The following is a 16169-nucleotide window of genomic DNA, read 5'->3' as shown; positions in this document are numbered from 1 at the left end:
GTGCCTGGACGCGGATTCACTCTTCTGGAAATCATGCTGGTGATTTTCCTGATCGGCCTTGCCAGTGCAGGCGTGGTACAGACTTTTGCGACCGATTCTGAATCGCCTGCGAAAAAAGCGGCGCAGGATTTTCTGACTCGCTTTGCGCAGTTTAAGGACAAGGCAGTGATCGAAGGGCAAACACTCGGTGTGCTAATCGACCCGCCTGGCTACCAGTTTATGCAGCGTCGTCAGGGGCAGTGGTTGCCCGTTTCCGCGCCCCGGTTATCGGCACAGGTTACGGTGCCGAAACAGGTGCAGATGCTGTTACAACCCGGCAGTGATATCTGGCAGAAGGAGTATGCGCTGGAGCTGCAACGTCGTCGCCTGACGCTGCATGATATTGAACTGGAGCTGCAAAAAGAGGCGAAAAAGAAGACACCGCAGATCCGTTTTTCGCCTTTTGAACCCGCCACGCCGTTTACGCTGCGATTCTATTCGGCGGCGCAAAACGCATGTTGGGCGGTAAAACTGGCGCACGATGGCGCGTTATCCCTCAATCAATGTGATGAGAGGGTGCCATGAAGCGCGGATTTACGTTGCTGGAAGTGATGATCGCACTGGCGATTTTTGCGCTGGCTGCCACGGCGGTATTACAGATCGCCAGCGGCGCGCTAAACAATCAGCAGGTTCTTGAGGAGAAAACGGTAGCTGGCTGGGTGGCCGAAAACCAGATCGCACTGCTCTACCTGATGACCCGCGAACAGCGGGCGGTCAGGCATCAGGGCGAGAGCGACATGGCAGGAAACCGCTGGTACTGGCGAACGATCCCACTGAATACAGGCAACGCGTTGCTCCAGGCGGTGGATATTGAAGTCAGCCTTCACGAAGACTTTTCGCCGGTGGTTCAGTCACGGCGCGCCTGGTTTAGCGCCGTGGGAGGCCAACAGTGAAAAGGATTCGCCCTGGTTTTACGTTACTGGAAATGCTGGTGGCAATTGCCATTTTTGCCTCACTGGCACTGATGGCGCAGCAGGTGACAAACGGTGTCACGCGCGTGAATAGCGCCGTCGCGGAGCACGATCAAAAACTCAACCTCATGCAGCAAACGATGAGTTTTCTGACCCACGATCTGACCCAAATGATGCCGCGTCTGGTAAGAGGCGAGCAGGGCCAGAGGGAACCGGCGTTACTGGCGGGCGCAGGCGTGCTGGCGTCTGAGAGTGAAGGGATGCGCTTTGTACGTGGCGGCGTGGTTAATCCGTTGATGCGCCTGCCGCGCAGTAATCTGCTCACTGTCGGTTACCGCATTCATGACGGTTACCTTGAACGGTTAGCCTGGCCGCTGACCGATGCAGCGGGCAGCGTGAAGCCAACAACGCAAAAATTAATTCCGGCAGATTCGCTCCGTTTGCAGTTCTACGACGGCACGCGCTGGCAGGCGAGTTGGTCGTCAGGGCAGGCGATCCCTGTGGCGGTGCGCATGACTCTGCATTCGCCGCAATGGGGCGAGATTGAACGCATCTGGTTGTTACGTGGGCCGCAATTATCATGATCACCTCACCACCAAAACGCGGAATGGCACTGGTCGTGGTGCTGGTATTGCTGGCGCTCATAATGCTGGTAACCATCACACTTTCCGGGCGGATGCAGCAACAACTTGGGCGAACGCGCAGCCAGCAGGAGTACCAGCAGGCACTGTGGTACAGCGCCAGTGCAGAAAGCCTGGCGCTGAGCGCGCTCAGCCTGAGCCTGAAAAATGAACAACGCGTGTATCTGGCACAGCCGTGGGCTTCCGGCCCCCGTTTTTTCCCACTGCCGCAGGGGCAAATTGCCGTCACCCTGCGTGACGCACAGGCCTGCTTTAATCTGAATGCTCTCGCACAGTCGACGACGGCGACGCGTCCGCTTGCGGTGCAACAGTTGATTGCCTTGATCACGCGTCTCGATGTGCCTGCTTATCGGGCTGAGCTGATAGCCGAAAGTCTGTGGGAGTTTATTGACGAAGATCGCAGCGTGCAAACGCGGCTGGGTCGTGAAGACAGTGAGTATCTCGCCCGCTCGGTGCCGTTCTACGCCGCGAATCAACCGCTGGCGGATATCAGCGAAATGCGTGTGGTGCAGGGAATGGACGCCGGACTTTATCAAAAACTCAAACCGCTGGTCTGTGCGCTACCGATGACCCACCAACAAATCAACATCAACACCTTAGAGGTCGCGCAAAGCGTGATTCTTGAGGCGCTGTTCGACCCGTGGTTAAGCCCTGTTCAGGCGCGGGCATTATTACAACAACGTCCGGCGAAGGGCTGGGAAGATGTCGATCAGTTTCTTGCACAGCCGCTACTCGCTGACGTCGATGAGCGTACAAAAAAACAGCTAAAAACCGTCCTGAGCGTGGACAGCAACTACTTCTGGCTGCGTTCAGATATCACCGTGAATGAGATTGAACTGACGATGAATTCGTTAATTGTCCGCATGGGGCCACAACACTTTTCGGTTCTCTGGCATCAGACAGGAGAAAGTGAGTGAGTTCCATGCTTGAGATTTTTTTCCCGCTTTGCGCCTCTGACTCCATTCGTTGGCAGCGCCGTTCCGCCGACGTGGAGCACGGCATCTGGCCTGACATTGCCGACGAACAGCTTCAGCAATGGCTGCAAACTGATACGATTCGGCTCTACATTCCCGGCGAATGGATCAGCATCTGGCAGGTTGAACTGCCTGATGTTCCCCGTAAGCAGATACCGACTATTCTGCCCGCCTTACTGGAAGAAGAGCTGAACCAGGATATTGATGAACTGCATTTCGCCCCGTTGAAAATCGACCAGCAACTGGCAACCGTAGCAGTGATTCACCAACAGCATATGCGCAACATTGCGCAGTGGTTGCAGGCAAACGGCATCACCCGCGCTACCGTCGCGCCGGACTGGATGTCCATTCCTTGTGGCTCTATGGCTGGCGATGCGCAACGGGTTATCTGCCGCATCGATGAATGTCGGGGATGGAGTGCCGGGTGGGCGCTGGCTCCGGTCATGTTCCGCACACAGCTCAATGAGCAGGAATCACCGCTTTCGTTAACCGTGGTCGGCATTGCACCGGAAGAGCTATCTGCATGGGCTGGCGCAGACGCCGGACGCCTGACGATCACGTCTCTGCCCGCTATTACCACCTGCGGTGAACCAGAAGGGAACCTGCTGACAGGGCAGTGGCAACCTCGCGTCAGCTACCGAAAACAGTGGGCGCGCTGGCGGGTGATGGTTCTGCCTGTATTGCTGATTCTGGTTGTGCTGGCAGTGGAACGGGGCGTGACATTATGGAGCGTCAGCGAACAGGTGGCGCAAAGCCGCGCCCAGGCAGAGAAACAGTTCTTAACGTTGTTCCCGGAGCAGAAGCGGATTGTGAATTTGCGCTCTCAGGTGACGATGGCGATGAAAAAATATCGCCCACAGACTGACGATACCAGGCTACTTGCCGAGTTGTCAGCGATCGCCAGCACCCTGAAATCGGCGTCACTTTCCGACATTGAGATGCGTGGTTTCACCTTTGATCAAAAACGCCAGACGCTCCACCTTCAGTTGCGGGCAGCGAGCTTTGCCAGTTTCGACAAACTGCGTAGCGCACTGGCGGCAGATTATGTTGTGCAACAGGACGCGTTACAGAAAGAGGGTGATGCGGTTTCCGGCGGCGTAACGTTGCGGAGGAAATAACATGTTACGCGATAAATTGATTCACTATTTTCAGCAATGGCGTGAGCGCCAGTTAAGCCGTGGCGAACACTGGCTGGCACAACACCTGGCGGGGCGTTCGCCGCGCGAAAAGGGCATGTTACTGGCCGCGGCGGCGTTCCTGTTTAGCGCCGGATATTACGTCCTCATCTGGCAGCCGTTGAGCGAACGGATAGAGCAACAGGAGACGATGTTGCAGCAACTGGAGGTGATGAACACCCGACTGAAACGCGCCGCACCGGATATTATCGCAGCGCGAAAATCCGCCACGACAACGCCTGCACAGGTATCGCGGGTTATCAGTGACAGCGCTTCCGCGCATTCTGTGATCATCAAGCGGATAGCCGAGCGTGGGGAGAATATCCAGGTCTGGATAGATCCTGTGGTGTTTAATGACCTGCTGAACTGGTTAAACGCGCTGGATGAAAAGTATGCGCTGCGGGTGACACAAATTGATGTCAGCGCAGGTGAGAAGCCAGGAATGGTGAATGTGCAGCGACTGGAGTTTAGGCGGGGGTAGGTGTTGCCATCCTTGTCATAGTCATCCCCTTAACTCCACCTGATAACCCTTAGCCCAATGGTGAGTGCGGAACTGTCAAACTCGCTCACCGGGCTGAGTATTGATGTCGTAAGAATGAGTCCTCCTTCCATACCATCATGGAGTGTTCAGCAATACTGCAGAAATCCGTTTCTCACTATTTAACCCCCGTTAATCAATACTTTTCCTGACTGCAAATACGCTTAAGAGTGGTGATATATTACCAGTATTAATAGATTTCATAAATCATTGAGTGGTAATTGATAGGGCAAAACATATAGGATAATTATTAACTGATCTGTATTTTGTGTAGCCTGGAAATTGATAAAATTCCTGGAGACAATCAGGAAGTAAATTTTAAATAAAAAAACAATTTCCACAGAAATTATTAATCAATTTTAAACATTATCCCGTTTGATATATCAATCTGAGGATAGTGCTGGTCATAATACAGGTCAAAATGCACGCAGCAAATAATCATGTTGTATATTTTAATTGATAGAAATAGTTTCTGTAGGTATTACTTCGCGTGAGCTAAATAAAACTATTTCAGTGTGATCTTAATCACAAATATTACTGTATCAGGTATATAGGAGATATAAACAAGCAGTGAATGAGTGAATTTTAAATAGGGAAATAGTTTCGCAGAAAACAATTTAAGGGTAATAAATCGCGTGCGTTCTGAGATAAGGCAGATTGCAGGTGTTGTTGCACACCAAATTCTTATGAGGATTTATAATCAAGTAGTTAATATTGGTAATAAATAATAATTTCTCGCGAAATTAACAAATCTTTATGAAGATATGTGTTCCGGTGTAATCCAGGATGCATGAAGCTTTGTGTCTTTTTTTAGCCATAAAGAGTAGTCACAAAGAGGTAGAAATAACGATGGGGCATTTTCATGGGAATTAACTCTACATTCTGAAATGGCTTGTTTTCCTGACATTCCAGGAAGACCGAATACATTCATGCCTGAAGAATAGGATAGAGAAAAGAGACAGAAATAAACCAATTTATCCCTGCCGAAATAATTTCCGGCGAAATTGGTCGCGGGTGCTACAAAGTGCCTGATTGGTCTGAATAAAATTTATCCAGTTACAAACAAGTATTACCTCCAGTGTATTGGTAGCTGTTAAGCCAGGGGCGGTAGCGTACCTGAAGAGATTAGGATCACATCATCAAATGGCAAGAAGTGGATTTGAAGTCCAGAAAGTCACCGTAGAGGCATTATTTCTACGAGAAATACGAACACGCTTTGGTAAGTTCCGTCTGGGATATTTGTGGGCGATTCTCGAACCCTCTGCGCATTTGCTGATACTGTTGGGCATTTTTGGTTACATTATGCACCGCACGATGCCAGACATCTCATTCCCGGTGTTTTTACTTAATGGCCTGATTCCCTTTTTTATCTTTAGCAGTATCAGCAATCGTTCTGTAGGTGCTATTGAAGCGAATCAGGGGCTGTTTAATTATCGACCAGTAAAACCCATCGATACGATCATTGCGCGTGCATTGCTTGAGACACTGATTTATGTTGCTGTTTATATATTGCTTATGCTTATCGTCTGGATGGCAGGCGAATATTTCGAAATAACAAACTTTTTACAACTTGTGCTCACCTGGAGTTTGTTAATCATTCTTTCATGTGGCGTCGGCTTAATATTCATGGTCGTTGGTAAAACCTTCCCCGAAATGCAAAAGGTCCTGCCGATACTGCTTAAGCCGCTGTATTTCATCTCCTGCATCATGTTCCCTCTGCACTCAATTCCTAAGCAATATTGGTCTTATCTACTCTGGAACCCATTAGTGCATGTGGTGGAGCTAAGCCGCGAGGCTGTTATGCCTGGCTATATCAGCGAAGGCGTAAGTCTGAACTACCTGGCAATGTTCACATTGATAACTCTGTTCATTGGTCTGGCTTTATACCGAACTCGTGAGGAGGCAATGCTGACATCATGATTAAGATTGAGAATTTGACAAAGTCATATCGTACCCCAACGGGGCGACACTATGTGTTTAAGGATTTAAACCTCGAAATCCCTTCAGGAAAAAGCGTTGCCTTTATTGGTCGCAACGGTGCGGGTAAATCAACGTTGCTAAGAATGATTGGTGGTATTGACCGCCCCGACAGTGGAAAGATCATCACCAATAAAACAATATCATGGCCAGTCGGCCTCGCCGGTGGATTTCAGGGAAGTTTAACTGGACGCGAGAACGTAAAATTTGTTGCGCGGTTATATGCAAAGCAAGAAGAACTGAAAGAGAAAATTGAGTTTGTCGAAGAATTTGCCGAACTCGGTAAGTACTTTGATATGCCGATTAAAACTTACTCATCGGGTATGCGATCGCGTTTAGGCTTTGGTTTAAGCATGGCATTTAAGTTTGATTATTATATCGTCGATGAAGTAACCGCAGTCGGTGATGCAAGGTTTAAAGAGAAGTGCGCTCAATTGTTTAAAGAAAGGCATAAAGAATCTAGTTTTTTAATGGTGTCACATAGTTTGAATTCATTGAAAGAGTTTTGTGATGTGGCGATTTACATATCAGATAGGAAATATGTAAGTTACTTTGATTGCTTGGATACAGCTATATCATCATATATAACTGAAGAAAATTTAAAGAAATAGAGAGGATAATATGAAATATCTTATAATAAATCCTTATCATAATGCATCTCATGGAATTGCCAACTATATAAAAAATCTTGAAAATGCGTTGGTTGGGGTAGAAATAATAACGTTTGAAAATAAAAGAAACTTGAATGCTATTGCATTTCGTGAAGAGGTGTATGATTATGTCACTAAGAATTTTGGATATGATGACGTTATAATTGAAGCACCTGAAGCTAAAGCTTCAACATTACTATTGTCTTCAAGGTACAATGTGCATATTCGATTGCATTGTCCACTTGCAATTGCTCAGAAATATGATGGTCAAAAACCAAATCAACAAGAGTTTTCCAATGAGTTGAGAGTAATCAATAAAGCAAAAATAGTATCATCTCCGTCATATGCATTGGCTGAAGAATTAAGTAGCGAAATTAAAATAGATAATGTAAGTTATTTTAAAAACCCAATCATAATCAATCACAATCAATCATATGATAAAGAATATGACATTGTATTTATGGGCGCTTTCAAGAATTAAAAGGTACTAAAGATATTAATAAAATTCTTGAGAGACTGCCAGCTAATTTCAAAGTATTACTTATTGGGCCAAAATCAAATTTATTTAAATTGGACCCTAGTGTAAAATGCTCCGTTGAGAAGAAAGGCGAGGTTATTGGAGATAAACGATTTGAATTAGTAAAAAAAGCAAAGTGTTTAATTATGCCTAGCCAATTCGAAAACTGTAGTATGGTGATCCTTGAATCGTTAGCATGTCATGTACCTGTAGTCGCATGGGATGTTGGTGGTAATGCTGAAATAGCTAAGCCAAATATATTAAAATGCGCAAAATTTGGAGATTATGACGATTTCGCTTATAAAGTAAATGAGTTGATTTCAACACCTCCTAAAATAAAGTTTTTTCAAGAAGCTATAGCTAATATAAACACAGATTTTTCAAATGGTATACAAAATACCATCAATGAGATAAATAATGAAATACCTTCAGTTTATAGAGGGATGAATAACAAAAAATATCATAAATATAGCAACGAAACAGTTGCGGTTTATACTAAGCCTATAAAAAAGCTTCGTGTTTTTGGAATAGCTTTTTCTAATGAACACATTGAAGAAATATGGGCGCCAGTTATTGATAAACTTGGGTATGAATACAGATATGTATGCCGCCAAAAATTAGGTTATCATACGGTCTTTAAACACACTCCATATCAAATAAATAAAAATTGGTTTTGCCAGTTTGATTGGATAAAAGATCATGATCGACTATTAAAACAAATAGTAAATTATCGGCCTAACTTTATTCTTTTTCACAATGGATCGCATCCAATTTACCGAAAAGTTTTAGAACAAGTGAAGGAACTGAAAATACCAATTGTATATTCAGAGTTAGGGTGGTTTCCTCAAAAGGATCATGTATACTTCGATAAATGGGGTACTAATGGGCAATCATATATTGCAAGTTTAACAGCAGAGCAGCTATGCAAAAGAAATTTTGATGGAGATGAAAGTACTTTACAAATCAAGGGTGATTACGCATTAATTATTACTCAATTGGAAAATGATACAAATCTTATTGTTAATTCCCCAAGGTTTAAAAATAACATCAATTTCATTAATCATGTCATTTCTAATATTGGTAACAAAACTAATATAATAATAAAACCACACCCATTAGACAAAAATATTGAAAGATATAAAATATTTGAATCACAAAATGTGAAACTCGTTACCGATATTGATACCGATACTCTTTTAAAAAATGCGCATTCAGTAATTGGGATTAACTCCACTGTATTATTACAATCTCTCAAGTTCAATGTTAATATTTATTCATTTGGTCGTTCTATTTTGGATAATAAAGGCGTGGCAATTGATTGTTCTACTGATTCTATAGATACAGTATGGACCAATATAATGAAAGGAAGTAGACAGAAAAGAGATGCTATTGTTAACGCACTTATGGAAAGGCAAATTAATTTAATAGATATTAGGGCTGGAAATACTCCTTCTATGGCAGCATCATTACCTTTAACTGAAAACTATATTTGTGATTTCACTCATTTGATTAATAAACAAAAATCACAAAAAGAATCAACTAACTTTGGTAATAGAGTATTGATGCCAAAAAATAATGAGGTAAAAAATAATAGAGGAGCAATAAAGAGAAAAACTAATAAATTAATAAGAAATCCAAAATTATTTTTTGTAGATTTGATAAAAAATATTAAAGATAATAATAGGAATATTGCAAGATAATGAAAATTGTATGTTCTTTCGGTAGTTGTCTCTCCGCAAATGTAGCTACAAATTTATCAAAAATATATTCAGAATGGTATAGGTTAAGCAGTGTTCAACATAATCGTATAGATCAATTCTGTGATATTTACATAAATAAAAAGTATCCAGAGTTAAAAAAAACAGATCTAAAGTTCGAGCTAAGTAAACAATATAGCTATGTAAACACGATCGATAATCAGTTAAATGATGTAGGTTTAGGTAAAGCATTACCGAAGAAAGAAGATAAACTTCCGCTTATAAATTTCTTTGACGCAATAAATTTTGGAAAAATAGATCTTTTTATATTTGATAATTTTGCTGAATTATTATTTAAGATTTATAAACATAGAGAGTTTGGCACTCCTATGTTTATAAATGAGAATTACCTTACAAATAAGGCTGTTGAATTTCAATTTGTAAATAAGTTTATAGATGATGATAAATTATATAACAGTTATGATAATGTGTTTGACTTTTTAACACGTAAAAACCCATTGTGTAAAATTGTGTTTATACCATTCCCGATCAATTTAAAAAACAACAAAAATCTAACAGAAAGAAGTTCATCACAACACTTGCAGATTTGCAAACTTAAAAATAATCATAAAAATTTATATGTATTACCAAGAAGAGATATATCGATACATGATTTAGTAACTCATTCGGATATTTATCATTTTACTGATAAGTGTTATTTAAATTACTCACGAGAAGTTTTGAGAAACATAATTTAAGGATTAATATGTCAGTATTAGTTACAGGCGGCGCTGGATATATAGGTTCTCACACAACTTTATTATTGTTAGAAAATGGTTATGATGTAATAACATTAGATAACCTTAGCAATTCAACTAATGAATCTTTGAAAAGGGTTGAAAGGCTGACAAATAAAAAAATAAAACAATATACAGGTGATATTTCAAATTCAGAACTTTTAAATAGAATTTTTGGTGAAAATAATATAACCGATGTGATTCATTTTGCCGGTTTAAAATCTGTTAGTGAATCAATTAACGATCCTATAAAATATTATAAAAATAATGTTGTAGGAAGTTTAACTTTGGTAAGTGAAATGGTTAAACATAAAGTTACCAATATTATTTTTAGCTCTTCTGCTACAGTTTATGGTCAACCAGAGATAATCCCTTTAACTGAAGACTGTAAGACAGAGAAACCTACAAATCCTTACGGATATTCGAAATTAGTAGTGGAGAATATATTGAGAGACTTGGTGAAGTCTTCTCATGACTTTAATGTTACTTGCCTAAGGTATTTCAATCCTGTCGGAGCACATCCCTCAGGAGAAATAGGTGAAAATCCAAATGGAGTCCCAAGTAATATTATGCCATATATTTCTGGTGTTGCTATTGGAAAATATAAACAGCTAAATATATATGGTTCTGATTACAATACACCTGATGGTACTGGTATTAGAGATTATATTCATGTAATGGATTTGGCGGAAGGACACTTATGTGCATTGCGAAAAAAATGGTCAACTCCATCTTTTCGAATTTATAATCTAGGTACAGGCAAGGGGTATTCTGTTTTAGAATTAGTCAATACGTTTGAACAGGTTTCTGGTATTAAAATAGCTTGTAATTATTCAGAAAGAAGATGTGGTGATATTGGGGAATGTTGGTCTAACCCAAAGGCAGCGGAAAGAGATCTTGGGTGGAAAGCAAAATATGACATTCAAAAAATGGTTTTTGATACATGGAACTGGCAACAAAAGAATCCAACTGGATATGTTTAAAAAATTATAAAACAAAAATCCTTTTTATCTCACATGGTTATTTTATAATGTGTATTAGTCGCGACTTGATCTGACACTGAGCCTTGAAAGGTTGAGAGTTACCGGTTTTGATATGGGTGTCGAATCCTTATACAAAACACGAGGTAACTCTCATGCTTCATACTACCAATCCCGTTATCAAACACAAAGCCGGTTTGCTCAATCTGGCTGAAGAACTCAGCAACGTATCAAAAGCCTGTAAAATCATGGGAGTTTCGCGTGATACGTTTTATCGTTACCGCGAACTGGTCGATGAAGGCGGTGTGGATGCGCTGATTAATTGTAGTCGCCGCGCTCCTAACCTTAAGAACCGTACCGATGAGGCAACTGAACAGGCTGTTGTTGATTACGCCGTCGCTTTCCCGGCACACGGTCAGCACCGGACCAGCAACGAGCTGCGTAAACAGGGCGTTTTTATCTCCGGCAGTGGTGTCCGTTCTGTCTGGTTACGCCATAACCTTGAGAATTTCAAAAAACGTCTGAAAGCACTGGAAGAAAAAGTAGCCCGTGATGGCATTGAGCCAGCCAGATCGCAGCACTGGAGCGTAAAGCCAGTGATGACGAGGCCTGTGGCGAAATCGAAACGGCTCATCCGGAATATCTGGGGTCGCAGGACACGTTCTATGTAGGCAACCTGAAAGGTGTCGGGCGTATTTATCAGCAGACGTTCGTTGATACGTACTCGAAAGTGGCTCACTGTAAGCTTTACGTCACCAAAACACCGATTACCGCGGCTGACTTACTGAATGATCGTGTACTGCCGTTTTATGCGTCTCAGGGCCTGCCGATGCTGAGAATACTGACCGACAGAGGCACGGAGTACTGTGGCAAAGTAGAGCAGCATGATTATCAGCTTTATCTGGCAATAAACGATATAGAACACACGAAAACAAAGGCGATGTCCCCGCAGACCAACGGCATCTGCGAGCGGTTCCATAAAACAATCCTGAACGAATTTTATCAGGTAACGTTCCGTAAAAAACTGTACGGCGATCTCGATACATTACAGTCGGATCTTGATGAATGGCTGGCTCACTCACTATAATAATGAGCGAACCCATCAGGGAAAAATGTGCAATGGGCGGACGCCAATGGAAACGTTACTTGATGGAAAGCGCATCTGGGCCGAGAAAAATTTAAGCCAGATGTAATCTGGCAGATACCTGTATAAATAACCGGTAACTGTCAGCTCAGGTCTGAGCTAATACATATAATGTTTTTCTTTTATAAAATCCTTCTTTGTAATAAAAAATCTATCCCCATAATAAACCCCATTAACCTGCGTCTTCACCAATAAATACCCCCGAAACTTCTTAAACAGTTTCATATCCGGTTTAAAATCAGCCTGCCAGAACTGGTGCAAATGCCCTTGATACGTTAATCCTTTGATGTCGTACAGGGCATTGCCCATCACTTTGAGTGGTTTGTTATGAATCAGTGCAGAGATCCCCGCCGTACTGTTAATCGTCACCACCGCTTTTGCGTGGCGTAATAATTCCGGCATCGGGAGATCGTGCACGTATATGACTCGCTCACCTAAGCCATATTCCTTACTTAGCCGCTTAATTAATGGTCGATAGAGTCTGTGGCCACGATCCATCGGATGATGTTTGATCACCAAATAACTTTCTTTCGGCGCTTTACGCGAAAATGAGTACATGACTTCATTAATATAGTCACGCACATCGTTATAATTGCTGTGGTTACGAATCTGGCTATCGTTATATACCTGCAAAACGGCAAGATAATAACGTTGATCCAGCTCGTTCATTAACCTCGGTAATACCTTACGCTGTGTTACCTTGTAAAGTTGCTTGCGCCAGTATGCACGAACCCAGCAACGAGCCTCATACCAGGGGGAAAACGATTTGTGGTGGCGGTAGCGAGGAAACTCATGACGGTAATGCCAGCCCATCAGGTAATACCACATCGCATGACCAATACGTTTCATTGTTGAAGGTGTTAAGTTCTCAACATGCGGCGCTGGCATATCTGGTAACTTACGATAAAAATCCGGATCGCGCGGTAGCGATGAATATGCGTTCACTCCGCCTTCTTCAACAGTAATAAATTGCGGGCGTAAATATCCTTCTTCAAATGCCAGGAAGCGGATCCCTTTCGACTCTGCCCAGCGTTTTGCTTCTTTATGCAATGGGCGGCAGTCGCCAAAGCAGAGGATGGTGTCAAAGTCATATTGCCGGTGGAGATCCCGTAACCATCCGGGAAACTCTTTCGGTGTCTGGTAGTAAGCCAGGTATTGTCGATGACGGCAGTAAAAACGATCCCCACCGTTGAAGACAACATTCACAGCGTTACGGCCTAATGACTCTAGCCACTCGGCAACATCACTGAAAAAGGGTCCCATCGGCCCCTGCAATAGCAGATATTTTTTACCGGATAATAAAACGGTTAGTGCATTACCTTGCATAAATGATTTGCGTAATAGTCAACTATGAAATTGTTTAGCCAAATCTGACCTTGCAGAACATAATTAATTTGCGGTAATAGCGTATTACTCGCCCCGCTTTTTTTCGGGTAATAAACATCGGCTTGCGCGGCGTCTGGATCAAATATTCCGCCGCTTCTTCAACCGTAATAGGTTGTAGCTGTGTTGGGTGGATATAGGTTGGATAAACAATCAGCGCCTGATATAGCAGATCCGTTAACGTTAATTTTCGTTCGCGACGCGGGCAGCGATGTTCATCGACGGTTAAACCCCAACCGGCATAGAAGGGCAGGCCGTAACAATGTACGTGCTTACCATGTAATAACGCTTCAAATCCCGACAGCGACGTCATGGTGTGCACTTCATCTGCGCGCTGAATGCATTGAATAATATCTGCGTCCAGTGCCTGATAATCAGCTAGTTCAGCAGCCAGTTCTGCCGGAATATCGCCCTTGCGATTCCCCACCAGTACATCCGGGTGCGGTTTATAAATAATGTAGGCGTGCGGATTACGCTCGCGTACTGTGCGTAATAGCTCAAGGTTGCTCTTAATCGAGACAGTGCCTGTTTTAATAGAGGCATCGTCCTCTACTTGACCCGGCACCAGGATAACTTTTTTACCTTTAGCTTCGTCTGGTAGAGAGAAATCGGCTCCCAGGTTGTACTTGCTCAGTTTGCTTTCAACCAGTCGCTGGCGTAATTTTTCAGCTCGCATCTGCTGCGCCAGCGTTAGCTGGCTATGATTCAGCAGCACTTCCAGGTCGCTGGGGCGCGTGGTGTCATAGTAGATCCCGCGTTTATCCAGCACCAGCGATAGCGGTGGCAGCAGGTCAGAGCCAAGTCCGGATGAACGCAGAAAACCATCTTCCATTCGCCATAACGGCAGTGATTTTCGCTGCGCTTCGGCTCGCCATTGCTGCTCTCCCTTTACACCCCATACCACGCAAGCGGTCGCCGCAGGGCTGCGACGTGAAAAACTCAGCCGGTTTGTCGCGGTACGCAAGAAAGGTTTCAGGATCGCTGACTTCCACAGCGTTAAGCCTGGCGCCCATAAATAGCCATTACGCTGTTGCAGATGTCGGCGTTGTAATTGCAGCCATTGCAGCACGGTAAACAGATCGCTTACTGCTCCCGTTTGCGGATCGATATAGCGACAGTAACGCAGGTATGCAGCGGCAAAAAGTTCTTCCAGTGTGGCTGAACCGCGTCGGGCAGATAACAACGCCGACTGCGGATGACGATCGTCCGTTAAGCCCCAGCCTGCATACCAGGGCTGGCCGAAGCATGTCACCGGTTTTCCTGCCAGCAAGGCTTCAAAGCCGTACTGGGAGGTCACGACGTAAACTCGGGAAACGTGTCGCAACAGCGACTGCGGGCTGACATTCTCGGCAATTAAACGTACTCGTTGCGTGGCGCGCAGATCAGCGAAATAACCTGTTTTCTTTCCTTCCAGTACATCTGGGTGCACCTTCACCCAAATTGTCGCTTGAGGATTTTCCGCAATCGCGGCCTCCAGCATGGCGGCAAACTCATGCTGACCCGCATTACCATACGTCACTGACATATCATTAAATGTCTGATCGACAACCAGAACGATGTCTGAATGTTCTGACTCATCAGCCACAAACGCAGGCGCCAGATTATATTTCGACAAATCATCGGTCACGATGGTGTGCATCGCTTCTCTGGCCTGGCTTATCAGAGCTGTATTTCCGGCTTTATCCTGTACTAGTTTCTCCAGTGCTGAAGGCTTGCTGGCATCGTAGTAAATGCCACAATCATCCACCACCAGAGAAAGCGGCGGCTCGCCATTGACGCCAAGATCCAGCGAACGCACAAATCCATCTTCCAGACGAATGACGGGTTTTCCCGCTGCTTTGGCGATGGCGACTGGTTTCGCCGCGCTGGGACGATGTCCCCACACGGCGATAGCATCAACTTCTTGCGGAACAGGGCGCAGCAGAGAAAGTTTCTGGCACGGTTGCGCCAGAAATTTCTCCAGATGCGGAATACGCCAGATACCGGACGAGAAAATGCCAATCATGCGTTTTCAGCCAGTTCCTGTGCCATCAGGGCGCGCACTTTTTCCAGGCATGCTGGGGTGTCGACGCCCGGACCTGTTGCGGCAACTTCAAACGTGCGAATGTTGATCCCCGCGTTCATCAACCGTAGCTGCTCCAGTGATTCCGCCTGCTCCAGCATGGACTCCGGCAACTGGCTGTAGTTTTGCAGCACATCGCGACGATAAGCGTAAATACCGACGTGTTTCAGGTAACGCGCTTTTTCAGCATTACGCGGATACGGGATCGGTGAGCGGCTGAAATAAAGCGCATCCTGGCGGGTATTCACAACCACTTTTACTGTGCTTGGCTCCGTCGCTTCTTCGGCAGAAATCGCGTGGCATAGTGTTGCCACCGGCAACGCGGGATCGTCACGCATTCCTTGTAACAGTGTTTCTACATCCCGCGGACGAATCATTGGTTCATCGCCCTGCAAGTTAATGTAGATATCTGCTTCCACCGTATGCATCACCTCGACCAGCCGATCGGTGCCGGATTCATGATCGTTGCGCGTCATGATGGCTTTCCCGCCGAACGCCTGCACGGCCTGTTCAACGCGCGGGTCGTCTGTTGCCACCCAAACTTCTGCAACGCCCGCCACCTGTAACGCACGCTCGTAAACATGCTGGATCATCGGTTTGCCGACAATATCGAGTAGCGGCTTACCCGGCAGGCGCGATGAACCATAACGAGCCGGAATGACAATAACTGCTTTGCTCATTTCA

General features: G+C 44.6%; 15 protein-coding genes and 1 pseudogene. 13 read left to right on the top strand and 3 right to left on the bottom strand.

Annotated elements, in window-relative coordinates; all coding sequences use genetic code 11:
- The 13 genes and pseudogenes from gspH to A1SC_RS0122065 all read left to right on the top strand — a co-directional run bounded on the left by gspH (nucleotide 1) and on the right by A1SC_RS0122065 (nucleotide 12089).
- Nucleotides 1–564 (top strand): type II secretion system minor pseudopilin GspH, encoded by a 564-nt coding sequence (gene gspH, locus A1SC_RS09855; protein ID WP_016262540.1) that lies wholly within the window; start codon nucleotides 1–3, stop codon nucleotides 562–564.
- Nucleotides 561–932 carry a type II secretion system minor pseudopilin GspI gene (gspI, locus tag A1SC_RS09860; RefSeq protein WP_000820075.1) on the top strand — a complete coding sequence of 124 codons (372 nt, stop codon included), beginning with the start codon at nucleotides 561–563 and terminating at the stop codon, nucleotides 930–932. Before gspH ends, gspI begins: the two co-directional genes overlap by 4 nt.
- Complete coding sequence (gene gspJ, locus A1SC_RS09865; RefSeq protein WP_000822464.1) at nucleotides 929–1534, top strand: type II secretion system minor pseudopilin GspJ; 606 nt, start codon at nucleotides 929–931, stop codon at nucleotides 1532–1534. The genes gspI and gspJ overlap by 4 nt, the downstream gene beginning before the upstream one ends.
- A complete protein-coding gene (gene gspK / locus A1SC_RS09870) occupies nucleotides 1531–2508 on the top strand; it encodes a type II secretion system minor pseudopilin GspK (protein ID WP_016262539.1) in 978 nt (325 codons plus the stop codon). Before gspJ ends, gspK begins: the two co-directional genes overlap by 4 nt.
- Complete coding sequence (gspL, locus tag A1SC_RS09875; RefSeq protein WP_016262538.1) at nucleotides 2505–3683, top strand: type II secretion system protein GspL; 1179 nt, start codon at nucleotides 2505–2507, stop codon at nucleotides 3681–3683. The genes gspK and gspL overlap by 4 nt, the downstream gene beginning before the upstream one ends.
- Nucleotide 3684: 1 nt before the next feature.
- The gene (gene yghD / locus A1SC_RS09880) at nucleotides 3685–4221 is read left to right on the top strand and encodes a GspM family type II secretion system protein YghD (protein ID WP_016262537.1); all 537 of its coding nucleotides are present in this window, start codon (nucleotides 3685–3687) and stop codon (nucleotides 4219–4221) included.
- A 1200-nt stretch (nucleotides 4222–5421) separates the two neighbouring features.
- Nucleotides 5422–6198 carry an ABC transporter permease gene (locus tag A1SC_RS09885; protein WP_001564072.1) on the top strand — a complete coding sequence of 259 codons (777 nt, stop codon included), beginning with the start codon at nucleotides 5422–5424 and terminating at the stop codon, nucleotides 6196–6198.
- The gene (locus tag A1SC_RS09890) at nucleotides 6195–6866 is read left to right on the top strand and encodes an ABC transporter ATP-binding protein (RefSeq protein WP_000590252.1); all 672 of its coding nucleotides are present in this window, start codon (nucleotides 6195–6197) and stop codon (nucleotides 6864–6866) included. Before A1SC_RS09885 ends, A1SC_RS09890 begins: the two co-directional genes overlap by 4 nt.
- Before the next feature lie 10 nt (nucleotides 6867–6876).
- Nucleotides 6877–7386: a hypothetical protein gene (locus A1SC_RS09895; protein ID WP_016262536.1), complete on the top strand. Its 510-nt coding sequence runs from the start codon at nucleotides 6877–6879 to the stop codon at nucleotides 7384–7386.
- Nucleotides 7362–9122: a capsular polysaccharide export protein, LipB/KpsS family gene (locus A1SC_RS09900; protein ID WP_262353651.1), complete on the top strand. Its 1761-nt coding sequence runs from the start codon at nucleotides 7362–7364 to the stop codon at nucleotides 9120–9122. Before A1SC_RS09895 ends, A1SC_RS09900 begins: the two co-directional genes overlap by 25 nt.
- Nucleotides 9122–9877 carry a hypothetical protein gene (locus A1SC_RS09905; RefSeq protein WP_000706159.1) on the top strand — a complete coding sequence of 252 codons (756 nt, stop codon included), beginning with the start codon at nucleotides 9122–9124 and terminating at the stop codon, nucleotides 9875–9877. Before A1SC_RS09900 ends, A1SC_RS09905 begins: the two co-directional genes overlap by 1 nt.
- Before the next feature lie 8 nt (nucleotides 9878–9885).
- Nucleotides 9886–10899, top strand: a complete 1014-nt coding sequence (gene galE, locus A1SC_RS09910) for a UDP-glucose 4-epimerase GalE (RefSeq protein WP_000115194.1) — start codon at nucleotides 9886–9888, stop codon at nucleotides 10897–10899.
- A 152-nt stretch (nucleotides 10900–11051) separates the two neighbouring features.
- Nucleotides 11052–12089: pseudogene (locus tag A1SC_RS0122065) on the top strand (IS481 family transposase).
- A 50-nt stretch (nucleotides 12090–12139) separates the two neighbouring features.
- Here the strand turns inward: A1SC_RS0122065 and A1SC_RS09915 are convergent.
- Genes A1SC_RS09915 through kdsB form a run of 3 tightly spaced genes read right to left on the bottom strand, consistent with a single transcriptional unit; the run spans nucleotide 12140 to nucleotide 16165 of the window.
- Entirely contained in the window at nucleotides 12140–13366 is a 1227-nt protein-coding gene (locus A1SC_RS09915; RefSeq protein ID WP_016262531.1) for a capsule biosynthesis protein, read from the bottom strand.
- Between the two features lie 34 nt (nucleotides 13367–13400).
- A complete protein-coding gene (locus A1SC_RS09920; protein ID WP_016262530.1) occupies nucleotides 13401–15428 on the bottom strand; it encodes a capsular polysaccharide biosynthesis protein in 2028 nt (675 codons plus the stop codon).
- Nucleotides 15425–16165 (bottom strand): 3-deoxy-manno-octulosonate cytidylyltransferase, encoded by a 741-nt coding sequence (gene kdsB / locus A1SC_RS09925; protein ID WP_016262529.1) that lies wholly within the window; start codon nucleotides 16163–16165, stop codon nucleotides 15425–15427. The genes A1SC_RS09920 and kdsB overlap by 4 nt, the downstream gene beginning before the upstream one ends.
- Between the last annotated feature and the right edge of the window lie 4 nt (nucleotides 16166–16169).

This window comes from Escherichia sp. KTE52 (genome assembly GCF_000408325.1).
Lineage (GTDB): Bacteria > Pseudomonadota > Gammaproteobacteria > Enterobacterales > Enterobacteriaceae > Escherichia > Escherichia marmotae.
This window is presented reverse-complemented; position numbering and strand designations above follow the sequence as displayed.